The organism is Streptomyces sp. SCSIO 75703 (assembly GCF_036607905.1).
Classification (GTDB): domain Bacteria; phylum Actinomycetota; class Actinomycetes; order Streptomycetales; family Streptomycetaceae; genus Streptomyces.
Genome location: NZ_CP144555.1, coordinates 6,504,820 through 6,526,033 on the forward strand (window position 1 = coordinate 6,504,820; position 21,214 = coordinate 6,526,033).

Sequence of the window (21,214 nt, forward strand, 5' to 3'; positions counted from 1 at the left end):
CGCCGGCCCGCGCCGGGCACCCGTTCAGAACTCCTCGTGCACCTCGGGGTCCCCGCCCATGCGCCGGGGCGCCCGGTCGGACAGGGCGCGCATCTCGGCGTCGTCCAGGGTGAACCCGAAGACGTCGAGGTTGTCCCGCTGCCGTGCCGGATCGGCCGACTTGGGGATGGGCACCGTGCCGAGCTGGACGTGCCAGCGCAGCACCGCCCGGGCCGGGGACACGCCGTGTGCCGCGGCGACGCGGGCCACGGCCGGGTCGTCCAGCAGGTCGCTGCCGCGGCCCAGCGGGCTCCAGCTCTCGGTGCGGACGCCCTCGCGTTCGTGGAAGGCGCGCAGCTCGTCCTGGGGGAGGAAGGGGTGCAGTTCGATCTGGTTGACGGCCGGCCGGACGCCGGTCTCCCGCTCCAGCCGTTCGATGTGCGCGGCCGTGAAGTTGGAGACGCCGATCGACCGGACGAGCCCCTCCTCGCGGAGCCTGATCATGGCCCTCCAGGAGTCCACGTACCGGTCGACGCGGGGCAGCGGCCAGTGGATGAGGTACAGGTCGACGCGGTCCAGGCCGAGCCGGGCGCGGGACGCCTCGAAGGAGGCGAGGGTCTCCTCGTAGCCGTGGTCGCGGCCGGGGAGTTTGGTGGTGACCACGAGCTCCTCCCGGTCCACCCCGGCCCCGGCCAGGCCGCGGCCGACGCCCCTCTCGTTGCGGTAGTTCGCGGCCGTGTCGATCAGGCGGTACCCCGACCGCAGGGCCTCGCGGACCGCGCGCTCGGCCTCGTCGTCCGTCATCGGCCAGGTGCCCAGCCCGAGGGCGGGCAGCGCCGTGCCGTCGTTGAGCGGATACGCCGGGATGCTGATCACGATGGGACCTCCTCGACCGGGCGGTGACCTCCCTCCAGCCTCCCGGACACCCCGGCGCGCGACCAGCCGGACGGCGTCCGCCCGCCCCGGGTCCTGAAGGCGCCGGCGTCACCGCCGGGCGTGCCGGAGAGCGCCGGGAGCCGGGCAGCGTGGCCTTCCGGGGCGGCAGCCGGCCCACCCTCCACCTCGCCCCCGCCGGGGGCGCCCGCTCCCGCGCTCCGCGCGTCACGCACCGGGTGTGGCCTGCCGGCGGGAGGCGCCGACGGCACCCCGCGAAGTCCCCACCGGCGGTGCGCCGGGCCGCCGGTGGGAGCGGCCCGGCACCCGGTCAGGCGGCGGCCCGGGGCAGCGGGATCGTCACCTCGTCCTCGACGGGCGGGTCGGTCTCCTGGGCGAGGTTGCCGGTGGCGGCGTGGCAGCGCAGCCGGACCGCGTCCGGGGAGACGTCGAGGCGCAGGAAGGACTTGAAGAACGGCGGGGAGTACGTCACCGAACCGGGCGAGAAGAGCCGCGCGTACGTCGCGCGCACCGGCAGCCTGACCCGCCGGGGCCGCTCCGCCCGGCGCCCGGTGCCCAGCAGCGCGGCGACGAACCGGGCGCGCCGGGTGACCCGGGCGGTGCCGGCGGCCCGGCCCGGCCGGATGTCCAGCCGCTCGGCGATCACGGCCGTCGCCTCGGCCTCCGTCAGGGTGAGCAGCCGCCGCAGCCGCAGCCGCCGCCCGTACAGGGCGCTGTAGAAGGCGAGCGAGTCGCCGCGCAGCGGGTAGCAGCGGAACTCCCGCTCGCTCACCCCGGCCACCGCCACGCGGGGGATGGTGTGGGTGGCGTGCATGAACGCCCCGCCGCCGCCCGCGACGACGTACTGGACGGTGCGGCCGTCCACGTCGACCGGGTAGCGCTGGTAGTTGTGGATGTCGCCGCCGATCGCCGCGACGTAGTGGTGGCGGGGGTCGCGGACGATGTCGTCGACGGTGCCGCCGCCCTCGATCGGGCAGGGACGGTGCTCGCCGTCCACGTAGAGCGGGGACCCGGTGACGAGGATCTTCGGGCGCGGCCCCCGGGACACCTCGCGCAGCCACGCGCCCTGGGCGGCGTCGACGGTGCCGAGCAGCCCGGTGTCGATGCCGACGACGCGCACCGGCCCGGCGTCGATCGCCCAGTACGGACCCGGCTGGACGGCCCGCTGCCCGGGGGCGGAGCGCAGCCGGCGGTCCCGCGCCAGGTGCCTGCCGTCGTCCGGGCGCGGCCGGTGCCACAGCAGGGACCGCAGCCGGGCCCTCACGAGGCGGCGCGGTACGGGCTCGGGCGGCAGGGACGCCTCCTCCTCGCCGCAGAAGACCCGCATGAAGCCGCCGAGGTCCTCGTACCAGTCGTGGTTGCCGGGTATGGCGTAGACGGGCGCCGGATAGTCCCGGTAGGGGCGGAAGAACTTGGTGCCGTAGTCGTCGGCGCTGCCCACCGGGTAGATGACGTCGCTGGCGATGACGGCGAAGCGGGTGTCCCGCCCGGCGGTCAGCAGCCCCGGCACCACGGCGTACTGGGACTCGCCGCCCTCCCCGGTGTCGCCGACGACCAGGAAGGAGAAGCGGTCCGGGTCGTCCCGCCGGATCACCTTGTCGGCCGGGGCTCCCCGGGCCGCCGCCCGCTCCACCCACCGGGCGCGGGTGCGGCCGGTGGGGTCGCCCAGCCAGGCGGCGAGGACGCCGTTGCGCGCGGCCCACAGGACCCGGGGGTCCAGCCAGGACAGCTTCCGCACCCGGCCGGGCATCAGGCTCCGGTAGGAGCCGGGCTCGGCCGCGCCCCAGCCGGCACCCGCGGCGGTATCACGTGAGGAGTCGGACACCACACCACGGTAACAACCCGCGGATCACCGCCCGTTGGTGCCCCGCTACGTCAACCACCGTGCGGTAGGGGTCAATTGGGGCAGGCCGGCAGAGACTCGACCGCTCGTCAGAAGGTCCGCTCCAGCAGGTCGAACAGTGCCTCCCAGTGCCGCTCCGCCGCCTTCGCGTCGTACGCCTCGGTGTCCGCCTGCGTGTAGCCGTGCAACGCGCCCCGGTACACCTCGCAGCGGTGCCGGACGCCCGCCCCGGTGAGCGCCGCCTCCAGCCGCTCCTGCTGCTCGGGAGGCAGCGAGGCGTCGTGGTCGGCGTGGCCGAAGTACGCCTCGGCGGTGATGTTCCCTGCCACCAGGTGCGGACTTCGCGGACCCTCGGTCGCCAGCCGCCCGCCGTGGAACCCGGCCACCGCGGCGACCCGGTCCGGGTAGGTGCCCGCGGTGCGCAGGGCGATCCCCGCGCCCATGCAGTAGCCGGTCACCGCCACCGGTCCGCCGGCCGCCTGCGGGCAGTCCGCCAGCCACCGCAGCCAGGCGCCGGCGTCCCGCATCGCCCGCTCGGGCGTGAGCGACCGCATGACCGGCCCGAGGCGGTCGAAGAGGGCCGGCCGCGCCGAGGCGTCGATGAACTCCGGCAGGTCCACGACCGGCGCCCGCCCGTGCCGGTGGAACACGTTCGGCACCAGGACCGTGTACCCGGCGGCGGCCAGCCGGTCCGCCATGGCCCGCGACCCGGGGCGCACCCCGAAGGCGTCCGTGTAGACCAGTACCGCCGGGCGCGGTTCCCCGTCCGCCGGATGCGCCAGATGGGCGTCGGCGGTGCCGTCCCCGGTCGGGATGTCGACGGTGGTTCCCCGCACCTCGGTCATGGCGGGCCCTGCCTCTCTGTGTCGTCGGTCGCGCGGCGGGCGCACGGCACCGCGGGGTGCCGGGGCGGTGCGAAAAGGCCCTCACGGCCGCCCGGGGCGGGCGGCGGCGGACGGGCCGGCGCTCACTCGAACCGGGCCGGATCGCCCGCGCCCCTGCGGACGATCTCCGCCTCGCCGTCCGAGAAGTCCACCACCGTGGTCGGCTCGGTGCCGCAGTCCCCGGAGTCGATCACCGCGTCCACCACGTGGTCGAGCCGGTCCTTGATCTCCCATCCCTGGGTCATCGGCTCCTCCTCGCCGGGCAGGAGCAGTGTGCTCGACAGCAGCGGCTCGCCCAGTTCCGTCAGGATCGCCTGGGTGACCACGTGGTCCGGGATGCGCACGCCGACCGTCTTCTTCTTCGGGTGCTGGAGCATGCGGGGCACCTCCCGCGTCGCGGGCAGGATGAAGGTGTAACTGCCGGGTGTCGACGCCTTGATCGCCCGGAACACGTCGTTGTCGATCCGTACGAACCGGCCGAGCTGCGCGAAGTCCTGGCACACCAGCGTGAAGTGGTGCCGGTCGTCCAGGTGCCGGATCGAGCGGATGCGCTCGATGCCGTCGCGGCTGCCGAGCCGGCAGCCCAGCGCGTAACAGGAGTCCGTGGGATACGCGATCAGCGCGTCCCGGCGGACGCTGTCGGCGACCTGGGCGATGCTGCGCGGCTGGGGGTTGTCGGGGTGCACGTCGAAGTACTTCGCCATTCACCGAGCTTATGCCGCCCGGAGGGCCGGACCGCGCAGGCGGGTGCCGCGCCGGGCACCCCCTCCGCCGGGGCCGCCCCCGCGGGCGCCCCCGACGCGGCATCCTTCATGAGGTAACGTCCCCGACCTGGAGGAAAGGCGAGGGCGAGGAGAAGGCCGACGTGGCGGGCCGAGCGGACGGAACGGGACACCGGGGGACAAGGGCGGGCGCACCCCCGGGATGGGCCGAGGAACTCCTCGAACACCTGCGCCCCGCCGCGCGCGACGTCGGCCGGCTCCTGGCCTGGCTCGCGGCCACCGTGTCCGCGGCCGTCTCCCTGCGCGACGGCACCGGCCGGCTGCTGGCGGGCAGCGGCCTCGCCCTGGACGAGGACCTGGTCGCCGACATCGCCGCCGGCCGCATCGCCTCCGCCGCCTGCGAGGACCGCGGCCGGCACGTGCGCCTGGTCCGCGTCGAACGGGCCCGCCCCGCGCCCGCCGCCGCCCTCGCCGTGATCCGCGAGACCCCCTTCGACCGGCGGGCCTCCGACATCGTCACGCGCACCGCGCAGGTGCTGGAACTCCTCCTGGCCGGCCACGAGTCGACCGCCGCCGGACACCGGCTGCGCCGGGCCACCGCCGACCTGCGCCTGGCCATCCTGCAACTGCTCATGGTCGAGGACACCGTCTCCGCCCGCCGCGTGGCCGCCGGCCTCTGGCCGGGGCTCCTGGACACCGACACGGCCCGCGTCTACGTCGCCGAGTCGCGGCCCGAGATCCGCGACCGCCTGGCCGAGGAGTGCCTGGCGGCGACCGGCGAACGCGCCCTCGTCGTCCGCTGCCCCGCCATGGACGGCCACGTGATCGCGCTGACCCCGCGCGAGGACGCCGGAGAGGCCCTGCGCGCCCTGGTCGGCCGCATGCCCGGCTGCCGGCTCGGCGGCAGCGCCCGGCAGAGCCTCGCCCGCACCGCCACCGCCTACGGGCAGGCCGTGAGCGCGCTGGCCGTGGCCCGGTACCGCCCCGGGCGGACCGCCGTGTACGCGCAGCGGACCCGCCCCGAACGCCTCATGGACCCCGAGGCGCTGCGCCTGTGGACGGACCGGGTGCTGGACCCCCTCGACGCGCTCGCCCACCACACCCGCGCCGAACTCCTCGCCACCACCCGGCTCGGCCTGGAGTTCACCGCCGTCAGCACGGCGAAGATCCTCGGCGTCAGCCGCAACACCGTCCGCGCCCGCATGGACCGCGTCGAGGGACTGCTGCGCACCGACTTCGCCGACCTGACCGTGCGCGCCACCGTCCACCTCGCGCTGAACGCGCACGCCGGCCTCGCCGACCGCCCCGCGCCCCGGCGCCCGGCCGCCGGCACCGGGCTCACCGACCTGCTCACCGGGCCTGCGCTGCGCACCTGGGCCGCCGACCTGCTCGGACGGCTGGAGCACGACACCCGCAACCCCCGGCGCACCCTGCGCGCCTGGATCGCCGCGGGCGGCAACGCCGAACGGGCCGCGCGACGGCTCGGCGTCCACGCCCAGACCGTCCGCGAGCACGTGCGCAGCGCGGAACCCGTCCTGGAGCGCCGGCTCCTCGCGGGCGGCAGCGACCTGTACGAGGTCGTCCTCGCCCACCTGGCCCTCGGCGACCTCGACCCGCCCCCGCTGCACGGGACGAAACCGGCCCATCCGGACTCACCTGTGCACGGCTGAGTCCTGGGCGGTGCGCAGCGGGCACCGACACGGTTCACAACGCCGGGCGCGGACGCGTAGGTTCGACGAGCCGCGGGGGCACGACCGGAACGGGGGACCGGTCGCGCCCCCCTCGGCCGGGTCTCCCGGACCGGCCGGGAGACCCGGCCGGTCCGGGACCGGCCGGGAGACCCGGCCGCTCCCTTCAGCCGCCGGGCAGGACCACCGCGCGCCCGCCGACCTTGCCCTCGCGCAGCCGCTCGTAGGCGAGCGGGGCGTCGTCCAGCGCGTACGTCTCGGTGTGCACCGACACCGCGCCCGAGCGGGCCAGCGCCAGCACCTCGATCAGCTCCTCCCGGCTGCCCCAGTACGGCGCGCTGACCGACACCTCGAAGGGCAGCATCCCGAAGCCGACCGGCAGTCCGGCCCCGCCGATGCCGACCAGGGTGACGTCGGCCTCCACGGCGGCGACGGCGCCCGCGATCCGCACGGTCGGTTCGGCGCCCACGAAGTCGAGGACGGCCTCGGCGCCCCGGCCGCCGGTCAGCTCCACCACCGCGTCCGCGGCCCGGGCGTCGGACGACAGTGCCTCGTGCGCGCCCACCTCCCGGGCCAGCCGCAGCTTCTCCTCGCTGACGTCGAGGGCGACGACCCGCGCCGGGCTGAGGGCCCGCAGCAACTGGACGGCGACGTGACCGAGTCCGCCGGCGCCGATGACCACCGCCGTCGACCCCGGCACCAGCTTGGGCAGCGAGTGCTTGACCGCGTGGTACGGGGTCAGCCCCGCGTCCGTCAGCGGCGCCGCGGCGACCGGGTCGAGGCCGTCCAGGGGGACCAGGTGCCGGGCGTCGTCGACGAGCAGGTACTCGGCCATCGCCCCCGGCCGCCCCAGTCCCGGCGGGCGGATGCCCAGCTCGTCGGCGCGCAGGCAGTAGTTCTCCTTGCCCTGGGCGCACTTCGCGCAGGTGCCGCAGCCCCACGGGCCGTAGACGGCGACCGCCTCGCCCTTCGCGACGCCGCCCGCCCCGGCGCCCAGCGCCGCCACGGTGCCGACCCCCTCGTGACCGAGGGTGAGGGGCAGCTCGTACGGGAAGCCCTCCGCGGGCCGGCCCATCACCGCGATGTCGGAGTGGCAGGCGCCGGCCGCGGTGACCCTCACCAGCACCTGGCCGGGGCCGGGCTCCGGATCGGGCACGGTCACCACCTCGGGCGGCGCTCCGACGGTGCGGTACTGCAGTGCCTTCATGGCGTGCTCCTTCGCCGGCGGTCCGGTCCGCTGTCCGGGCCCGGGTACCCGCCCGGCGCCGAACCCGACCGCCGCGCCCCCCGGGCCGCGCCGGCCCCCGCCCGGGGGGCCGCCACCGGGCCGACCCCCGTGGCGCCGGCCCGGAGCCCGTGTTGAAATGCGGGCAAACCGGTAGGTGACGGGCGGCTCACTCTGGGTACCCGGCCCGCCGGCGTGCGCGGCCGACGGCCGCCTCGCAGCTCAGGACGGCCCGAGGACGGCCACGAGTCGAAGGAGCCCACGACCATGACGGACGTATCGAGCCGGGGCCCCGCCCCGGGCGACGACCGTGAGGTGCTCACCAACCGGCAGGGGCACCCCGTCTACGACAACCAGAACCAGCGCACGGTCGGCGCCCGCGGCCCCGCCACGCTGGAGAACTACCAGTTCCTGGAGAAGATCAGCCACTTCGACCGGGAGCGCATCCCCGAGCGCGTCGTGCACGCCCGCGGTGTCACCGCCTACGGCTACTTCGAGGCGTACGGCGCCTGGGGAGACGAGCCGGTCGCACGGTACACCCGGGCCCGGCTGTTCCAGGAACGGGGCAAGCGCACCGACGTCGCCGTCCGCTTCTCCACCGTCATCGGCGGCAGGGACTCCGCCGAGACCGCCCGCGACCCGCGGGGCTTCGCCGTCAAGTTCTACACCGAGGACGGCAACTGGGACCTCGTCGGCAACAACCTCGGCGTCTTCTTCATCCGGGACGCGATCAAGTTCCCGGACGTCATCCACGCCCTCAAGCCGGACCCGGTCACCTTCGAGCAGCAGCCCCGGCGCATCTTCGACTTCATGTCGCAGACCCCCGAGTCGATGCACATGCTCGTCAACCTCTTCAGCCCGCGCGGCATCCCCGCCGACTACCGGCACATGCAGGGCTTCGGCGTCAACACCTACAAATGGGTCGACGCCGAGGGCAAGACCGTCCTGGTCAAGTACCACTGGATGCCCAAGCAGGGCGTGCACAGCATGACCGAGGAGGACGCGGCCAACGTCCAGGCCCAGTCCCTCGGCCACGCCACCAAGGACCTCTACGAGGCCGTCGCGCGCGGCGAGTACCCGGAGTGGGAACTGCTCGTCCAGATGATGGAGGACGGCGAGCACCCCGAACTGGACTTCGACCCGCTGGACGACACCAAGACCTGGCCGGAGCAGGACTTCCCGCCGAAGCCGGTCGGCCGCATGGTGCTGAACCGGATGCCGGAGAACTACTTCGCGGAGAACGAGCAGATCTCCTTCGGCACCGGCGTCCTCGTCGACGGACTGGACTTCTCCGACGACAAGATGCTCGTCGGCCGGACCTTCTCCTACAGCGACACCCAGCGCCACCGGGTCGGCCCCAACTACCTCCAGCTCCCCGTCAACCAGGCCAAACACGCGCAGGTCCGCACCAACCAGCGCGACGGCCAGATGACCTACCACGTGGACGGCGCCCAGGGGAACCCGAGCGTCAACTACGAGCCGTCGATCACCGGCGGCCTGCGCGAGGCGCAGTACCCGACCCACGACGAGCAGGGCCCCGAGATCCGCGGCCGGCTCACCCGCAAGCGCATCCCGCGCGCCAACGACTACCAGCAGGCCGGACAGCGCTACCTCCTGATGGAGCAGTGGGAGCGCGACGACCTCGTCGCCAACTTCACCGACCTGCTCTCCCAGTGCGACCGGCCCGTCCAGGAGCGCATGGTGTGGCACTTCCTGCTCGTCGAGAACGACCTCGGCCTGCGGGTCGGCGAGGGCCTCGGCATCTCGCCCGAGGACGTGGCGGGTCTGGAGCCGCTGGCCGGACAGGACCTCACCGACGAGGACCGCGAGCGGCTTGCCAGGCTCGGCAAGAACCCGCCGCGCGACGTCGAGGGCCTGACGATGACGCACTGCGTCCCCGACAAGCGGCACGTCGTCACCCGCTGACGCGCACCGGTCCCCCTCGCCCCGCCCGGACGCGGGTCACCCGGCGGCGAGGGCGGACCGGGCCGCCGCGACGGCCTGCCCGGCGTACCCTCCGCCGAAGAGCACGGTGTGCACCAGCAGCGGGAAGAGCTGGTGCACGCCGACCCGGCCGCGCCAGCCGTCGGCGAGCGGCGCCGCCTCCGCGTAGGCGTCCGTGATCCGGTCCAGGTGCGGGCAGCCGAACAGGCGCAGCATCGCCAGGTCCGTCTCCCGGTGCCCGCCGTGCGCCGCCGGGTCGATCAGCCACACCCGCCCGTCGGCGCCCCACAGCACGTTGCCGTTCCACAGGTCCCCGTGGAGCCGGGCCGGCGGTTCCGCGGGCCCGGCCAGCTCCGGCAGGCGCGCGCAGACCCGCTCGACGTCGGCCGCTCCGGCGGCGTCCACGGCGCCCGCGTCGACCGCCGCGCGCAGGTACGGCAGCACCCGGTGCTCGGCGTACCAGCCGGGCCAGTCGTTCCCCGGCACGTTGCGCATCGGCGCGAGCCCGATCCGGGCGTCCTCGGGGCCGCCGGGCGGCGCGGCGCCGAACGCCGGTGCCCCGGCGGCGTGCAGGACAGCCAGCTCCCGCCCGAACCGCGCCGCCGCCCGCGCGTCCGGCGGCCCCTGTGCGACCCGGCCGGTCACCAGCCACCACCCGTCCTCGCCGTGCACCGCCGGCACGGGGACCGCCCCGGCGCCGGCCAGCCAGCGCAGGCCCGCCGCCTCGGCCCGCACCGCGCCGGGGCCGTCCCCGCGTTTGGCCATCACCGTGCGCCCGTCGTCGAGGGCGACCTCGGCGAGCGCGTCCGACAGGCGGCGTTCACCGGTCACCGCGCGGCCGGTGAAGCGGGCCGCGGCGGCCGAGGGAGAGGCGGGGGGCGTCATGCCGGTCAGCGTAGGCCGTGTCCGTGACGTCCCGCCGGGCTCTTCGCCCCGTGGCCGGGCCGCCCGCCGCCGACCCGGTGAAAAACACCCCGCACGCCCTGGAAGCCCCGCCGACGGGGGACCAGTGGGGACATGACCAGTTCCTCGTTCCCCCGCAGCATCACGCTGCCCGCCTCGGTCTGCGAACAGGCCGCGGACTACCTCGAACACGCGGTCCACAAGGCCATCGACGGCGCCGCCGCCCCCTGGCGGGCCTTCCGCGGCGCCGACGGCGACCACACCTTCGCGGTGCCCCTCGTCGAGCAGGCCGCCGGCTGCCTCCTCGTCCTGGCCGCCGAAAGCGCCCAGAGCCTGCGTCCTTCCGCCTTGCGCGCCCTCATCGGCGTGGCCCTGCACCTGCGCGACGCCGCCGAGGCGGTTCGCCGCCCCGCCTACACCCCGAGCGCCTGGTGACCACGGGCCGCTGACCGGCGCGGGGCCACGGCACGTCAGGTGCTGCCGAACAGCCGCAGGGACGCCCACAGGGCGAGGGTGGAGGCCACGAGCGTGGCCGGTACGGTCAGCAGGCCGAGCCGGGTGAAGCGGCCCAGCTCCGCCTCGACGCCGTGCCGGTGCAGGATGCGCCGCCACAGCAGGGTCGCCAGCGAGCCGACGTAGGTCAGGTTGGGGCCCAGGTTCACGCCGATCAGCACCGCGAGGACGGGGCCCGCCCCGGCGGGCGCGGCCAGGGGGAGCAGCGCCAGCACGGCGGGCAGGTTGTTGATGACGTTGGCCAGCACCGCGGCGACCACCGCGATCCCGAGCAGGGCCGGCACCGACTCCCCGTCCGGCAGCAGGTACCGCAGCAGCGTGCCCAGCCCGCCGCCCATCACGCCCCGCACCACGACGCCGAGCGCGAGCACGAACAGGCAGAACAGCGGCGCCGCGGCCCCCACCAGTTCCCGGGGCGTGACATGGCGCCGGGACAGCGCCCGCCCGCCGAGCACCAGCACCCCCGCCAGCGCCGCCCAGGCGGGCGACAGCCCGGCCGCCGAGACCACCGCGAACCCGGCCAGCGTCAGCGCGAGCACCACCAGCGGGAACCGCGCCACGCCGGGCGGCGGTCCCACGCCGGACGCCGCGGCCGGCCCGGAGACCGGCGTGTCCAGGTCGGCGCGGAAGAAGCGGCGGAAGACGGCGTACTCGACGGCGATCGCCACCAGCCAGGGCAGCGCCATCAGCGCCGCGAACCGGGTGAAGCTCAGGCCGCTGGCCGTGAACGCCAGCAGGTTCGTCAGGTTGGAGACCGGCAGCAGCAGGGAGGCCGAGTTCGCCAGGTGGGCGGTGGCGTACACGTGCGGCCGGGCCACGGCGCCGGCGCGGGCCGCGGTGGCGAGCACCACCGGGGTCAGCAGGACGGCGGTGGCGTCCAGACTGAGCACCGCCGTCACCGCGCAGGCCACCACGAACACCCCGCCGAGCAGATGCCGCGGGCTGCCGCCGCACCGGCGGGCCACCACGGCGCCGGCCGCCTCGAAGAGCCCCTCCCGCGCGCACAGGTGCGCCAGCATCAGCACCAGCGCGAGGAAGCCGACGACCGGCAGCAGCGTCCGCGTCTGCTCCCACGCCTCCCGAGGCGTGACCACGCCGAGCAGCACCACCAACGCGGCGGCGGGCACGGCGGCCGTGGCCTCCGGCAGACCGCGCGGGCGCAGCACGGCGAAGGCCAGCACCCCCAGCAGCAGCGCCACGGGGACGGCCTCGGAGACGAGGGCGGTACTCAGGGCTTCTCCTCCCCGCCGGCGACCCGGGCACCCACCCGGTGATCGTCAGGCCCCAGGATGGCACCCCCCGGGCAGCGACCCGCACGAACGGTGACAAGACCGCCCGCCACCGCCCTCCCGCACGTCAGGCCCCGAGGCCCTGCCGCACGTAAGGCCCCGAGCCCTGCCCTCGTCAGGCTCGGAACCTTGGCCTCGTCAGGCCCCGAACCTGCCCCCCGGCAGCCCGCTCGACCCGCCTCGTGGCCCCGGCATCCGCCCGCGCCCGCGCCGGGCCCGGCCCTGGCCGCCGAACCCGCCTTCGCCCGCCCCCCGGTCAGCCGCCGGTCCCGCCCAGCCTGGCCCGCACCGCGCCCGCCAGCGCCGCCGGGCGGGCCGTGGCCCGTGCCGTGCGGCGCACGAGGCGGGCGTCGCGGCGCAGGTCCCTCGCCGCGTGCCGGCTCCGCCACAGCAGCGAGGGAGCGCCGCCGGTGTCGTCGGCCGCGATCAGCAGCCCGCCCAGCATGGAGAGGTTCTTGAGGAAGTGGACGCGCTGCCGGGCGCGGTCGGCGGGCTCCTCCGCCTCCCAGAAGCGGTGCCCGGCCAGCGTGGTCGGCACCAGCGTCGAGGCCACCGCGAGCGCGGCCAGCCGCGGGTACCGGCCCAGCCCGAGCATGACGCCGCCGACGACCTGCACGGCCCCGTTGATCCGCACCAGGTGCTCGGTGCGGTCCGGCAGCAGGGACACGCGGTCGGCCACCGGCCGCACGACCGGCTCGGCCGCCGGCGCCACCTCGCCCGGTTTGCGCAGGGACCGCAGGCCCCCGGCGATGAACATCGAGGCGAGCATCGGCCGGCCGGCCACGCGCAGAAGACTCATGACGCTCTCCCAAGCAGTCGCGGAGGGGGGGAACCTGTACGGATCATCAGGTGCCCCGCCCGCCCGGCGCCATTCGACGTCCGCGCCCCTCGCCCGGGGCCCCGGACCCCGCCGTACCGGGTCCGCGCAGGTCGCGAGGGGGAGCGGGGCCGCGCCGGGGCCGGCGCCGCGGGGAGGCCGTGCCACGCATACGGCGCACCCGGGTACTTGAGCGAGCGCCCCCGGGATGGGCAGGATGCCCCGGTGACCGAAACCGCCGCCATACGCCCCTACCGTCCGGCCGACGCCGCCGCCCTCGACGACATCTGCGTCCGCACCGGGCACAACGGCCGGGACAGCCGGGCCGTGTACGCCGACCCCGCCATCCTGCCCGCGATCTTCGCCGCGCCCTACGTCCACCTCGACCCCGGCCTCGCCTTCGTCCTCGACGACGGCACCGGGAAGGCGGTCGGCTACATCCTCGGCACGGCGGACACCGCCCGGTTCGCCGCGGACTTCCGCACGGCGTGGCTGCCCCGGGTCGCCGACCGGTACCCGGCGCCGGAGGGCCCGCCCGGCACCCCGGACGAGGTCATGGCGACCCTGCTGCACGACCCGGAGCGCATGGTCTTCCCCGAGGCGGCGGCGTACCCGGCCCACCTCCACATCGACCTGCTGCCCGAGTGGCAGGGCCGGGGCCACGGGGGGCGGCTCATGCGCGCCTTCCGGCGGGCGCTGCGCGAGCGCGGCGTGCCGGCCGTGCACCTCGTGATGGCGACGGCCAACACCGGGGCCCGGGCCTTCTACGACCGCATGGGATTCCACGAGATCGACGTGCCCGGCCTCGCCGCCGCCGGCAGCACCTGCCTCGGCCGCGGCACGGAGGAGGAGCCCGCCGGCCGCTGAGCCCCGCCGGAGGGCGGGGCCGCCCGCGCGCCGCCGCCCGCGCCGGTCCGGTCCGGTCCCGCGGGCCGTGCTTCGGACCCGGCAGACCGGGCACGCGGGCCTGGTACCCCCAGCACCGAGGAGTGGTGCCAGATGACCGAGTACGAGCGTTCCCGCACCATGCCGTCCCAGCCCGAGCAGGTCTACGACCAGGCCGCCAACGTCGGCCAACTCGGCACCTGGCTGCCGGGCGGACTGCACGTGCGCGCCGGGGAGCCGCCCGCCGTCACCGTGCACGACGACGACGCCGGCCGGGACACCGCCGCGCTGCTGCGCTCCCGGCCCGAGCAGATGCGGCTCGAATGGGGCACCCGCGACCAGGGCGGCTACGCGGGCTGGCTCCAGGTCGCCGGACTGGACAGCGGGGCCAGCGAGGTGACCGTGCACCTGTCCTTCTTCGACGAGGGCCACGACCCGGGCAGCCGCGCGGTCGCCGCCGCCCTCGACGACAGCCTGCGGCGGCTGGAGGAGCAGGTGCGGCTGCGCACCGGCCACGCCGCCGGCTGACCGGGCGCACGGGCGGCGCCACGCGGGTCCGGCCGGCGCCGGGAGGCCGCAGCCGCGTGGCGCGCGGTGACGTCCGTGGCCCATCCGTGACGCACCGCGGGGCAACCCCCCGTCGCCGCGCCGGGTCGTACAGGGCAGAGCCCGACGACACCGACGCACCGACCTGGGGGAACCATGAACGTCCGTGCCCGAGCCGTCCGTACCGCCGTCGCCGTGGTGGCGGCCGGCGCCGCCCTCGCCTCGGCGGCCGTACCGGCGGCCGCCCTGACCCAGCGCTCCGGGCAGCCGGCCTTCCTGGAACCGGCCGACCTGCCGCCGCACCCCGCCTCCGACTGGTACGCCGGGCCCGTCACCGAGGGCCGGCCGGAGGTGCCGCCGCTGTGCGTCGGCGAGTCCCTGCCGTCCACCGCCGTCCACCGGCGGTACTGGACCGAGCTGGACACCGGCGCCGTGCAGGTCACCGTCGTCGAGCGCGACGCCCGGCGGGCCGAGCGGTTCGCCGAGCTGCTCCGCGCGGACCTGGCGGACTGTGCCGAGAGCCTGATGCGGCGGTACCCGGAGATCACCGCCGCCCAGCGGTACTACGGCCGGGTGAACGTCGAGGAGGGCGCCCACGTCTACGGCGTCCACACGGCCACCTCGTGGGGCGCCACCGACATCGGGCTGGTCGCCGTGGGCCGGGACGGCAGGACGGTCACCGTCGTCCAGTGGGGCCAGATGGGCACCTTCGAGGACGCCCGCGTCGCCGACTTCAGGAAGACGACCGCCACGGCCCTGCGCAAGCTGTACTGACCCGCGGGCCCACACGTCCCGCCCGCCGCCCCCCGGGGCGGCGGGCGGGGGCACCGGCGGATCAGGTCACCACGGGCGGGCCGCCGCCCGGCGGGAAGACGGCCCGCCGGCCGTGCGGGCAGTGCACGACCCGGTCGGCGAGCCCCCGCGCCCGCCTCGGCGAGGAAGACGTCGAGCGGCGAACGGAAGACCGTGTAGCCGCCGTAGTGCACCGGCAGGACTCGCCGCGGCTCGTCCACCGCCCCGGTCCGGGCCGCCCCCGGCCGGGGGCCGCGCGGCGTTGCGACGCGTGGAACCGGCGGAGACCAGCCGATTGGCTGATCGTTTCGGCCCGTACGGGTGCGCCGGAGCCCCGCGCCGGGGAGGCGGCCGTCACCCGAATGGCTCCCGAGCGGTACTGGCCGCGGCCGTTGTGGGGTCTCCTGGTGAGTGTCAGCGGCGTCCAGACTGGGAGGCCGGTCATGTACGAGATGTGCGTGGGCCCGGAGAAGAAGGGCGGAGCACTGGTGTGGCACGTGATGGCCAAACAGGCCCCGGCCACCTTGTGCGGACAGATGCTCCGCGAACGGATCGAGGCGACCGACGGGGAACGGGCACGCCACTGCCCGGACTGCATGGCGTCGTTCGAGAGGCTCATGGCGACCGCGCCGGCCTGACGGGCCGTCCGCGCCACGTGCGCCCCGCCGCCCCGCGCGGCGGGGCGCACGCCGTGCCGGGACGGGCACCCGCCCCGCCCTTGGCCGGCGGCGGGAGAGGGCCCGTCACCGGCGTGCGGAGGATGGCCGGACGGCAGCCGGAACGCGCTCCCGGCCACGGGCCGCCCCCCTTCCGGCTCTCCCTCAACGGCTTCGCCGTGCCGCCCGCCGGCAGCGTGACCCGGGTGACCGGGCGCGACGGCGCCCGGCCGGCCGGCCTGTCTGCTCGGCGCGGCCCTGGCCGGCACCGCCCTGGCCCGCCTCGTCCACGCCCGCGCCGCCTACCGCCGGCTCGCCACGGTGCGCGTCCCGGAACCGGCGGAGCCCGGCGACGTCCGGCCCGGCGGCGCCCGCCACGGGAGGGGCCCCGCCGGGTGCGACCGGCGGGGCCCCTCCGTACCGCGTGAGGCGTCAGGCCGTGTGCAGCGTCAGCCCGTAGCGGTTGAGGATCTCGTTGACCGGCTGGAACCACGTCTCCCCGCCGCCGGAGCAGTTGCCCCAGCCGCCCGAGGTGACGCCCTGCGCCTGGTCGCCGCTGATGAACGAGCCGCCCGAGTCGCCGCCCTCCGCGCAGACGCTCGTCTTCGTCATCTGGTGGACGGCGCCCTCGCTGTAGTTGACCGTCTCGTTCTTGGCGAGCACCGTGCCGCAGTGCCAGTGGGTGGTCGAGCCGGACCGGCATATCGAGGCGCCCACGGGGGCCTCGGAGGAGCCGCGCACGAGCTGGTCGGAGACCTGGCCCCAGCCGAGCACGACCGGCACGGTCCACCAGCCGCTGCCCACGCTGACCCAGGCGTAGTCGTTGTCGGGGAAGGACGAGCCCTGGAACGTGCCGATGTACGAGCCGTCCCAGCCGCTCACCCCGGCCCCGGCCCGGCCGCAGTGCCCGGCGGTGACGAAGCCGCCGTGGACCGAGAAGCCGATGGAGCAGCGGACGTTGCCGGTGTAGTACGGGTCGCCGCCGACCGTGCCCGCCGCGTAGGTCCGCGGCGCGTCCGGCACGGTGCGCACGTCGACGGGGCCGTTCTCGCGGGCCCGGTCGAGGAAGGCGCGGACATCGTTGTCGGAGCGCTCGGACTCCACCACGTCGACGACGACGGTGTTGGCGGCCGGGTCGACGTGCCAGCCGCCGACGCCGGCCGGTGCCGCCAGCCGGTCGATGCCGGCCTTGGCGGCGTCCAGGGCGCGGGCGCTGTGCTCGACGGTGCGCACCTCGGCGCCGGTCGAACGGACCGCCGCCACGGTGGACCGGCCGGCGTCGGACGTCACGGCGACGGTCAGGCGGCCCCGGCCGGCGTCGAACCAGGAGCCGCCGAAGGCCTCGCCGGCGGCCTCGCGGGCGGCGGACTCCACGTCGGTGGCCGCGCGTTCGGCGGCGAGCCGGTCCTCGGCCTGGGCCCGGGTGAGCCCGAAGTCCCGCTGCATGGCCTCCATCATCCCGGCGGAGGCGGGGGCCTCGGCGGACGCGGTGGGGGAGCCGGTCGCCGCGGCCGGGGCGGCGCCCGCCGCGGTCCAGCCGCCGAGCACGAGGAGCGTGGCCAGTCCGGCGTACCTGAATCTGCTGCGTCTCAAGGGAGTTGCCCTTCGTCGTTCCAGCAAGGTGGGGGTGGAACAACCGCGTTCTGAGAGCGCTCTCATCGAGGTTGCCCGCAGCTTAGCCAGGTCTGGACGGCAGGTCCATGCCAATGCTGGGTATTCCCCGCCACTTCCCGGACGAGGGCTTGGGGAAAGGCCGTTGAACGCCGCGTGGGCCCCCGGTTCAGGCCCGGTCGGCCCCGTACCGGCGGGCCAGGGCGCGCAGGACCGCCCACCGGCCCCGGTCGGGCACGGTCCACAGCGGCTCGCCGCGCACCCCCCACCGCTCCAGCAGGGCGTTGGCCGCGAGGAACCCGGAGGTGGCCGCGCGTTCCATCAGGGCCACCGGCAGATCCGTGCGGACCAGGTCCCCGGCGACCACCACGGCCGGGTCCGGTGTGCGCACCGCCGGCCGGCCGGCGTGCCCCCCGATGTCGAACAGCGGGCAGTCCGCGCGCCATTCGTGGAACTCGGCGACGGTCCGCGCCCCCCGCGTCTCGGGGTACACCCGGTGCAGGGAGCCGGCCAGCCGCTTCTGCTCGACGTCGCGCACACACTCGGACGGCAGGGCGTAGGCGTGCAGTTCGACGACGGAGCCGCCCGTGCGGGCCGCCCAGCGCGCCGCCTCGCCCTCCCAACGGGAGAGCACGCTGACGTTGTCGAGGGTGCCGTAGCCGCTGGTGCCGAGGAAACCGGGCCGGGAGGGGGCGACGGGCCGGTCGAGCCAGAGCCGGGAGACCAGGAACGGCGGGGCGTTCCGCAGCCGGCCCACCCGCTCCCGCCACCCGGGGCCGACGAGGTCCGGCGAACGCCCCACCACCGTCCGCAGCCCCTCGGTGTCCAGGGCGAGCACCACCGCGTCGTAGGGCCGGGCGCCCGAGTCGTCCACCACGACCCGGGTCCCCGGGCCGCCGGGCCGTACCGTGTGCACGGGGGAGTCGGTGCGCACCTCGACACCGTGCCGCGCGAGATGGGCGGCGAGCGGGTCCCACAGTGCCTGCGGGAACGGCTCGCGCGGCACGTCGAAGAGCAGCCCCTCGCTGGAACCGAGGAAGTAGACGTGGAACATCAGCGCCATCTCGGCGGCCGACAGGTGCTTCGGGTCGGCGAAGAAGCTCCGTGAGAACACCTCGAAGGCGAGGTGCCGCGCCGCCTCGGGAAACCCCACCGAGTCCAGGAAGTCGTGGGCGCTGACGTGGTCGAGCCGCGCGTACACGCGCCGGGTGCCCGCGTCGAGGAGCGGCAGGGCGGCGGCCGGCCGCAGGCCCGCCAGGCCGCGCGCGGTGAAGCTGGGGCTGAGCGCGGCGAAGGCGAGCGCGTTCCACGGCGGGGTGCGCGGCACCCGGCGGAAACTGTCGGCGACACCGCTCGCGTGCCGCAGCGGGTAGTCGGGCAGCCCGGTCAGCATCGCGAGCGCCGGATCGGCCCGCCGCAACAGGCCGCGCAGGTTGTAGTACTGCCGGAAGAAGGCGTGGAAGCCCCGGCTCATCGTCGCGGGCGTCCCGTCGGGCAGCGTGACGGGACGCCCGGAGACCCGGCCGCCGAGCACCGCCTCCCGCTCGTACAGCACCACCCGCACCCCGCGTTCGGCGAGCCCGGTGGCCGCGGCGAGCCCCGCGATGCCGCCGCCGACCACCGCCACCGACGGCGCCCGGCCCGAGATCCGCTCCCGCCCCGGAGCGGGGACCAGCAGCCGCGCCCGCCGGTCCCGGCCCGGTACGGGGACCGCCCCGCGCCGCCTCACCGGTCACCGTCCGCGGCGCGGCGGGCGAGGAAGGTGTGCGCGATGCCCGTCTGCCAGCCCGGCAGCGGAAGCACCCGCACCTGCCTGAAACCGGCCCGCCGCAGCCGCGCCCCGAACACCGGCGCGGTGTCGAACTCCGCGACGCTGCACCGCAGGTGCCCGTACAGCCCGCGGTCGCCGGTGGCCGTGCCCAGCGGCACGATGACGCCCCGGCACACCGCCGACCACACCAGCCGGTCCGTACGCCGCCCGCTGAGCGCGTAGTCGTGCACCGCCAGCCGCCCGCCCGGCACCAGCACCCCGCGCACCGAGGCGAGCACCGCGTCCGGGTCGGCGAGGTTGCGGAACAGGTAGGCGGCGAAGACGGCGTCGAACGGGCCGCCCGCCTCCGCGCGGTCCAGCCCCTCCGCCGGCGCGTGCACGAACCGCACCCGCGACGGCCAGCGCTTGGCGCCCGCCCGGCGCAGCATGCCCGCCGAGGCGTCGACGCCGACGACCTCGGCGCCGGGGAAGGCCGCGGCCAGCGCCGCCGTGGAGGCGCCCGTGCCACAGCCCAGGTCGAGCAGCCGGCGCGCACCGCCGCCGTCCGCCGCGGCCAGCCGGCGGGCGGAGCGGCGCAACTGGGCGTGGTAGCCGGGGTTCAGCGCGACCAGGCGGTCGTAGCGGTCGGCGCCGTGGTCGAAGGCGGCCGCCAGGGCGGCGTCGCGGAGCAGGGGCATCGGGGTGGGGCTCCTCGCGTGCGGTGGGGCCGGGAAGGGGATTCGCTCAGGGCACGGTGGCGGCGCGGCGCGGCAGCCAGGGCAACTCGGCCGCGGTCCGCAGCATCGGCCAGACCGGGGTGCGCACGCCGACCGCGAGGTCCTCGTACAGCCGGGTCCGCCCGTCCAGGAAACGCAGCAGCCGCCCGGCCGGCACCCGGTCGAACAGGCGGAAGAAGAGGTCCGGGCCGTCCACCCGGCCGGTGTCCAGGGCGCGCAGCAGCACCGCGTCCATCAGCCGGGCGCGCGCCGGGTGCGCGGGGGGCGGCACCGGGGGGCGCCCGGAGCGGCAGGCGCGGGCGATGGCCTCCGACTGCCGCTGCACGGCCGCGAACGTGTACCCGGTGGAGCCCCGGGTCGCCCCGCCCGCCGCGCCGATCCGGAACACCGGGCCCGGCGCCCCGCCGGGGCGGCCGAAGCCGGCGTCGGTCATCGGGATCACCCCCTGTTCGGTGCCGAGCACCTGGGCGGGGCCGATGCCGAGCACCCGGTCGGTGTACCGCGCCAGCGCCGCGTCGTAGGCCGCCTCGGTCAGCGGTTCCGGGCCGAACTCGGTGTACTCGACCAGCGCGGTGTGGCGGCCGGTGGGCAGCACGTAGCCGAAGGACAGCCCGCGCTCGGGCTGGCGGGTGCGGAAGTCCATCAGCTCGACCACCGCCGGGTCGAAGACCGGCCGGCGGGTGCGGACGAACCAGCCGCGGAAGTGCTGGAGGAGGCGGGTCCGGGCGGCGGGCGGAGCGGCCGGGCGGGAGTCGAAGACCCAGCGCGCCCGCAGCGCGAGCCGGCCGCCGCCGGTGTCCACGGCCGACACGCGCGCGGTCCCGTCCGGCAGCGCCTTAACACCGTCCACCGCGGCCTCCAGGCGCCGCACCCCGGGGCGCCCGGCAAGGTCGTGGCCGACCAGGGCCTCGAAGTCGGCGGAGCGGATCATCTTGTAGCGGGCGGGGGCGATGTGCCGCCGCACCTCGCGCCCGTCCCGGCCCCGCACCCGCAGCCACTCCCAGGACGCGGTCACCGCCGGGTCGAACCGGCCGGACCCGGCTTCCCAGAAACACCAGGTGCGGTCGGGCGCGCGCAGCGGTCCACCGGACGGGCCGATCAGCACCACGGAGGCCGCCTCGGCCGGGAGCCGGTGGACCAGGGAGAGGCCGGCCGCCCCGGCGCCCACGACGACGATGTCCGCGTCGACCACGTCCGTCTCCTTCCGCCCGTGCGCCGGCCCGGCCGCCACGCCGCGCGAGGGCGGCGGACGGCGCGGTTGCGGCGGAGTATCCCCTCCCGCCCCGGCCGGTGGGGGGACGGCGCGCGGGGGTCCCGGGCCGGGCGACCGCCGCACGGGTGACGCGCGGAGGGGCACGGCCCGGGACCGCGCCGTGACGGTCCGCCGGGGGGAAACATGGCCCCGCACGCGGCCCGGGGCCGCGACCGACGACGGGAGGACGGCATGCGCCGGAGTACCAGTGGCCGGGGGGAGCGGGCGCGCGCCCGGGGCGGGCGGGCGTCCGCGCGGGCCGAGGACGGGGCGGCGTGCGCCAG

Annotated in this window: 19 protein-coding genes; 7 read left to right on the top strand and 12 right to left on the bottom strand. The window is 76.5% G+C overall.

Translation table 11 applies throughout. The features are described 5' to 3' along the window. Positions 1-24: 24 nt before the first annotated feature. The 4 genes from VM636_RS28595 to VM636_RS28610 all read right to left on the bottom strand — a co-directional run bounded on the left by VM636_RS28595 (position 25) and on the right by VM636_RS28610 (position 4,304). A complete protein-coding gene (locus VM636_RS28595) occupies positions 25-855 on the bottom strand; it encodes an aldo/keto reductase (RefSeq protein WP_030419261.1) in 831 nt (276 codons plus the stop codon). 328 nt (positions 856-1,183) lie between these two features. Further along, positions 1,184-2,698, bottom strand: coding sequence for a metallophosphoesterase (locus VM636_RS28600; RefSeq protein WP_053914373.1), 1,515 nt, complete (start codon positions 2,696-2,698; stop codon positions 1,184-1,186). A gap of 107 nt (positions 2,699-2,805) precedes the next feature. After that, positions 2,806-3,561: a dienelactone hydrolase family protein gene (locus VM636_RS28605; RefSeq protein WP_030419263.1), complete on the bottom strand. Its 756-nt coding sequence runs from the start codon at positions 3,559-3,561 to the stop codon at positions 2,806-2,808. A gap of 122 nt (positions 3,562-3,683) precedes the next feature. After that, complete coding sequence (locus VM636_RS28610) at positions 3,684-4,304, bottom strand: L-threonylcarbamoyladenylate synthase (protein WP_030419264.1); 621 nt, start codon at positions 4,302-4,304, stop codon at positions 3,684-3,686. 161 nt (positions 4,305-4,465) lie between these two features. Between VM636_RS28610 and VM636_RS28615 the strand changes: the two genes are divergently transcribed. Continuing rightward, positions 4,466-5,992 carry a helix-turn-helix domain-containing protein gene (locus VM636_RS28615; RefSeq protein ID WP_338485997.1) on the top strand — a complete coding sequence of 509 codons (1,527 nt, stop codon included), beginning with the start codon at positions 4,466-4,468 and terminating at the stop codon, positions 5,990-5,992. Positions 5,993-6,176: 184 nt separating this feature from the next. Here the strand turns inward: VM636_RS28615 and VM636_RS28620 are convergent, their stop codons facing one another. Next, positions 6,177-7,217 carry an NAD(P)-dependent alcohol dehydrogenase gene (locus VM636_RS28620; RefSeq protein ID WP_030419266.1) on the bottom strand — a complete coding sequence of 347 codons (1,041 nt, stop codon included), beginning with the start codon at positions 7,215-7,217 and terminating at the stop codon, positions 6,177-6,179. A 285-nt stretch (positions 7,218-7,502) separates the two neighbouring features. On the opposite strand from VM636_RS28620, the gene VM636_RS28625 reads away from it, so the two are divergent. Then, a complete protein-coding gene (locus VM636_RS28625) occupies positions 7,503-9,161 on the top strand; it encodes a catalase (protein WP_338486000.1) in 1,659 nt (552 codons plus the stop codon). 36 nt (positions 9,162-9,197) lie between these two features. On the opposite strand, the gene VM636_RS28630 is transcribed toward VM636_RS28625, so the two are convergent. Beyond that, the gene (locus VM636_RS28630; RefSeq protein ID WP_338486002.1) at positions 9,198-10,064 is read right to left on the bottom strand and encodes a fructosamine kinase family protein; all 867 of its coding nucleotides are present in this window, start codon (positions 10,062-10,064) and stop codon (positions 9,198-9,200) included. Positions 10,065-10,196: 132 nt separating this feature from the next. Here VM636_RS28630 and VM636_RS28635 point away from each other — a divergent pair, with 132 nt between their 5' ends. Next, complete coding sequence (locus VM636_RS28635) at positions 10,197-10,517, top strand: hypothetical protein (protein ID WP_053914282.1); 321 nt, start codon at positions 10,197-10,199, stop codon at positions 10,515-10,517. A gap of 35 nt (positions 10,518-10,552) precedes the next feature. Here the strand turns inward: VM636_RS28635 and VM636_RS28640 are convergent, their stop codons facing one another. Continuing rightward, positions 10,553-11,794 (bottom strand): SLC13 family permease, encoded by a 1,242-nt coding sequence (locus VM636_RS28640; RefSeq protein WP_234340462.1) that lies wholly within the window; start codon positions 11,792-11,794, stop codon positions 10,553-10,555. A 346-nt stretch (positions 11,795-12,140) separates the two neighbouring features. Next, the gene (locus tag VM636_RS28645; protein WP_053914283.1) at positions 12,141-12,683 is read right to left on the bottom strand and encodes a DoxX family protein; all 543 of its coding nucleotides are present in this window, start codon (positions 12,681-12,683) and stop codon (positions 12,141-12,143) included. 243 nt (positions 12,684-12,926) lie between these two features. On the opposite strand from VM636_RS28645, the gene VM636_RS28650 reads away from it, so the two are divergent. The 4 genes from VM636_RS28650 (at position 12,927) to VM636_RS28665 (ending at position 15,562) form a co-directional block, all read left to right on the top strand. Next, positions 12,927-13,568: a GNAT family N-acetyltransferase gene (locus VM636_RS28650; RefSeq protein WP_037857681.1), complete on the top strand. Its 642-nt coding sequence runs from the start codon at positions 12,927-12,929 to the stop codon at positions 13,566-13,568. A 132-nt stretch (positions 13,569-13,700) separates the two neighbouring features. Next, positions 13,701-14,114 carry an SRPBCC family protein gene (locus tag VM636_RS28655; protein WP_338486006.1) on the top strand — a complete coding sequence of 138 codons (414 nt, stop codon included), beginning with the start codon at positions 13,701-13,703 and terminating at the stop codon, positions 14,112-14,114. 174 nt (positions 14,115-14,288) lie between these two features. Continuing rightward, positions 14,289-14,906: a hypothetical protein gene (locus VM636_RS28660; RefSeq protein ID WP_338486008.1), complete on the top strand. Its 618-nt coding sequence runs from the start codon at positions 14,289-14,291 to the stop codon at positions 14,904-14,906. Positions 14,907-15,367: 461 nt separating this feature from the next. Continuing rightward, complete coding sequence (locus VM636_RS28665) at positions 15,368-15,562, top strand: hypothetical protein (protein ID WP_030419277.1); 195 nt, start codon at positions 15,368-15,370, stop codon at positions 15,560-15,562. Positions 15,563-16,012: 450 nt separating this feature from the next. On the opposite strand, the gene VM636_RS28670 is transcribed toward VM636_RS28665, so the two are convergent. From VM636_RS28670 to VM636_RS28685, 4 genes are all read right to left on the bottom strand, one after another. Beyond that, positions 16,013-17,173 (bottom strand): S1 family peptidase, encoded by a 1,161-nt coding sequence (locus VM636_RS28670; RefSeq protein ID WP_053914285.1) that lies wholly within the window; start codon positions 17,171-17,173, stop codon positions 16,013-16,015. 187 nt (positions 17,174-17,360) lie between these two features. Continuing rightward, positions 17,361-18,920, bottom strand: coding sequence for an FAD-dependent oxidoreductase (locus tag VM636_RS28675; protein ID WP_338486011.1), 1,560 nt, complete (start codon positions 18,918-18,920; stop codon positions 17,361-17,363). Further along, positions 18,917-19,639, bottom strand: coding sequence for a methyltransferase domain-containing protein (locus VM636_RS28680; protein WP_030419280.1), 723 nt, complete (start codon positions 19,637-19,639; stop codon positions 18,917-18,919). The genes VM636_RS28675 and VM636_RS28680 overlap by 4 nt, the downstream gene beginning before the upstream one ends. Positions 19,640-19,685: 46 nt before the next feature. Further along, the gene (locus VM636_RS28685; RefSeq protein WP_338486013.1) at positions 19,686-20,870 is read right to left on the bottom strand and encodes a lycopene cyclase family protein; all 1,185 of its coding nucleotides are present in this window, start codon (positions 20,868-20,870) and stop codon (positions 19,686-19,688) included. Positions 20,871-21,214 lie beyond the last annotated feature (344 nt).

Coding starts and splice junctions, on each gene's coding strand:
- VM636_RS28665 (WP_030419277.1), top strand. CDS start 15,368: ATGTACGAGATGTGCGTGGGCCCGGAGAAGAAGGGCGGAGCACTGGTG.
- VM636_RS28660 (WP_338486008.1), top strand. CDS start 14,289: ATGAACGTCCGTGCCCGAGCCGTCCGTACCGCCGTCGCCGTGGTGGCG.
- VM636_RS28610 (WP_030419264.1), bottom strand. CDS start 4,304: ATGGCGAAGTACTTCGACGTGCACCCCGACAACCCCCAGCCGCGCAGC.
- VM636_RS28620 (WP_030419266.1), bottom strand. CDS start 7,217: ATGAAGGCACTGCAGTACCGCACCGTCGGAGCGCCGCCCGAGGTGGTG.
- VM636_RS28630 (WP_338486002.1), bottom strand. CDS start 10,064: ATGACGCCCCCCGCCTCTCCCTCGGCCGCCGCGGCCCGCTTCACCGGC.
- VM636_RS28655 (WP_338486006.1), top strand. CDS start 13,701: ATGACCGAGTACGAGCGTTCCCGCACCATGCCGTCCCAGCCCGAGCAG.
- VM636_RS28635 (WP_053914282.1), top strand. CDS start 10,197: ATGACCAGTTCCTCGTTCCCCCGCAGCATCACGCTGCCCGCCTCGGTC.
- VM636_RS28680 (WP_030419280.1), bottom strand. CDS start 19,639: ATGCCCCTGCTCCGCGACGCCGCCCTGGCGGCCGCCTTCGACCACGGC.
- VM636_RS28645 (WP_053914283.1), bottom strand. CDS start 12,683: ATGAGTCTTCTGCGCGTGGCCGGCCGGCCGATGCTCGCCTCGATGTTC.
- VM636_RS28625 (WP_338486000.1), top strand. CDS start 7,503: ATGACGGACGTATCGAGCCGGGGCCCCGCCCCGGGCGACGACCGTGAG.
- VM636_RS28605 (WP_030419263.1), bottom strand. CDS start 3,561: ATGACCGAGGTGCGGGGAACCACCGTCGACATCCCGACCGGGGACGGC.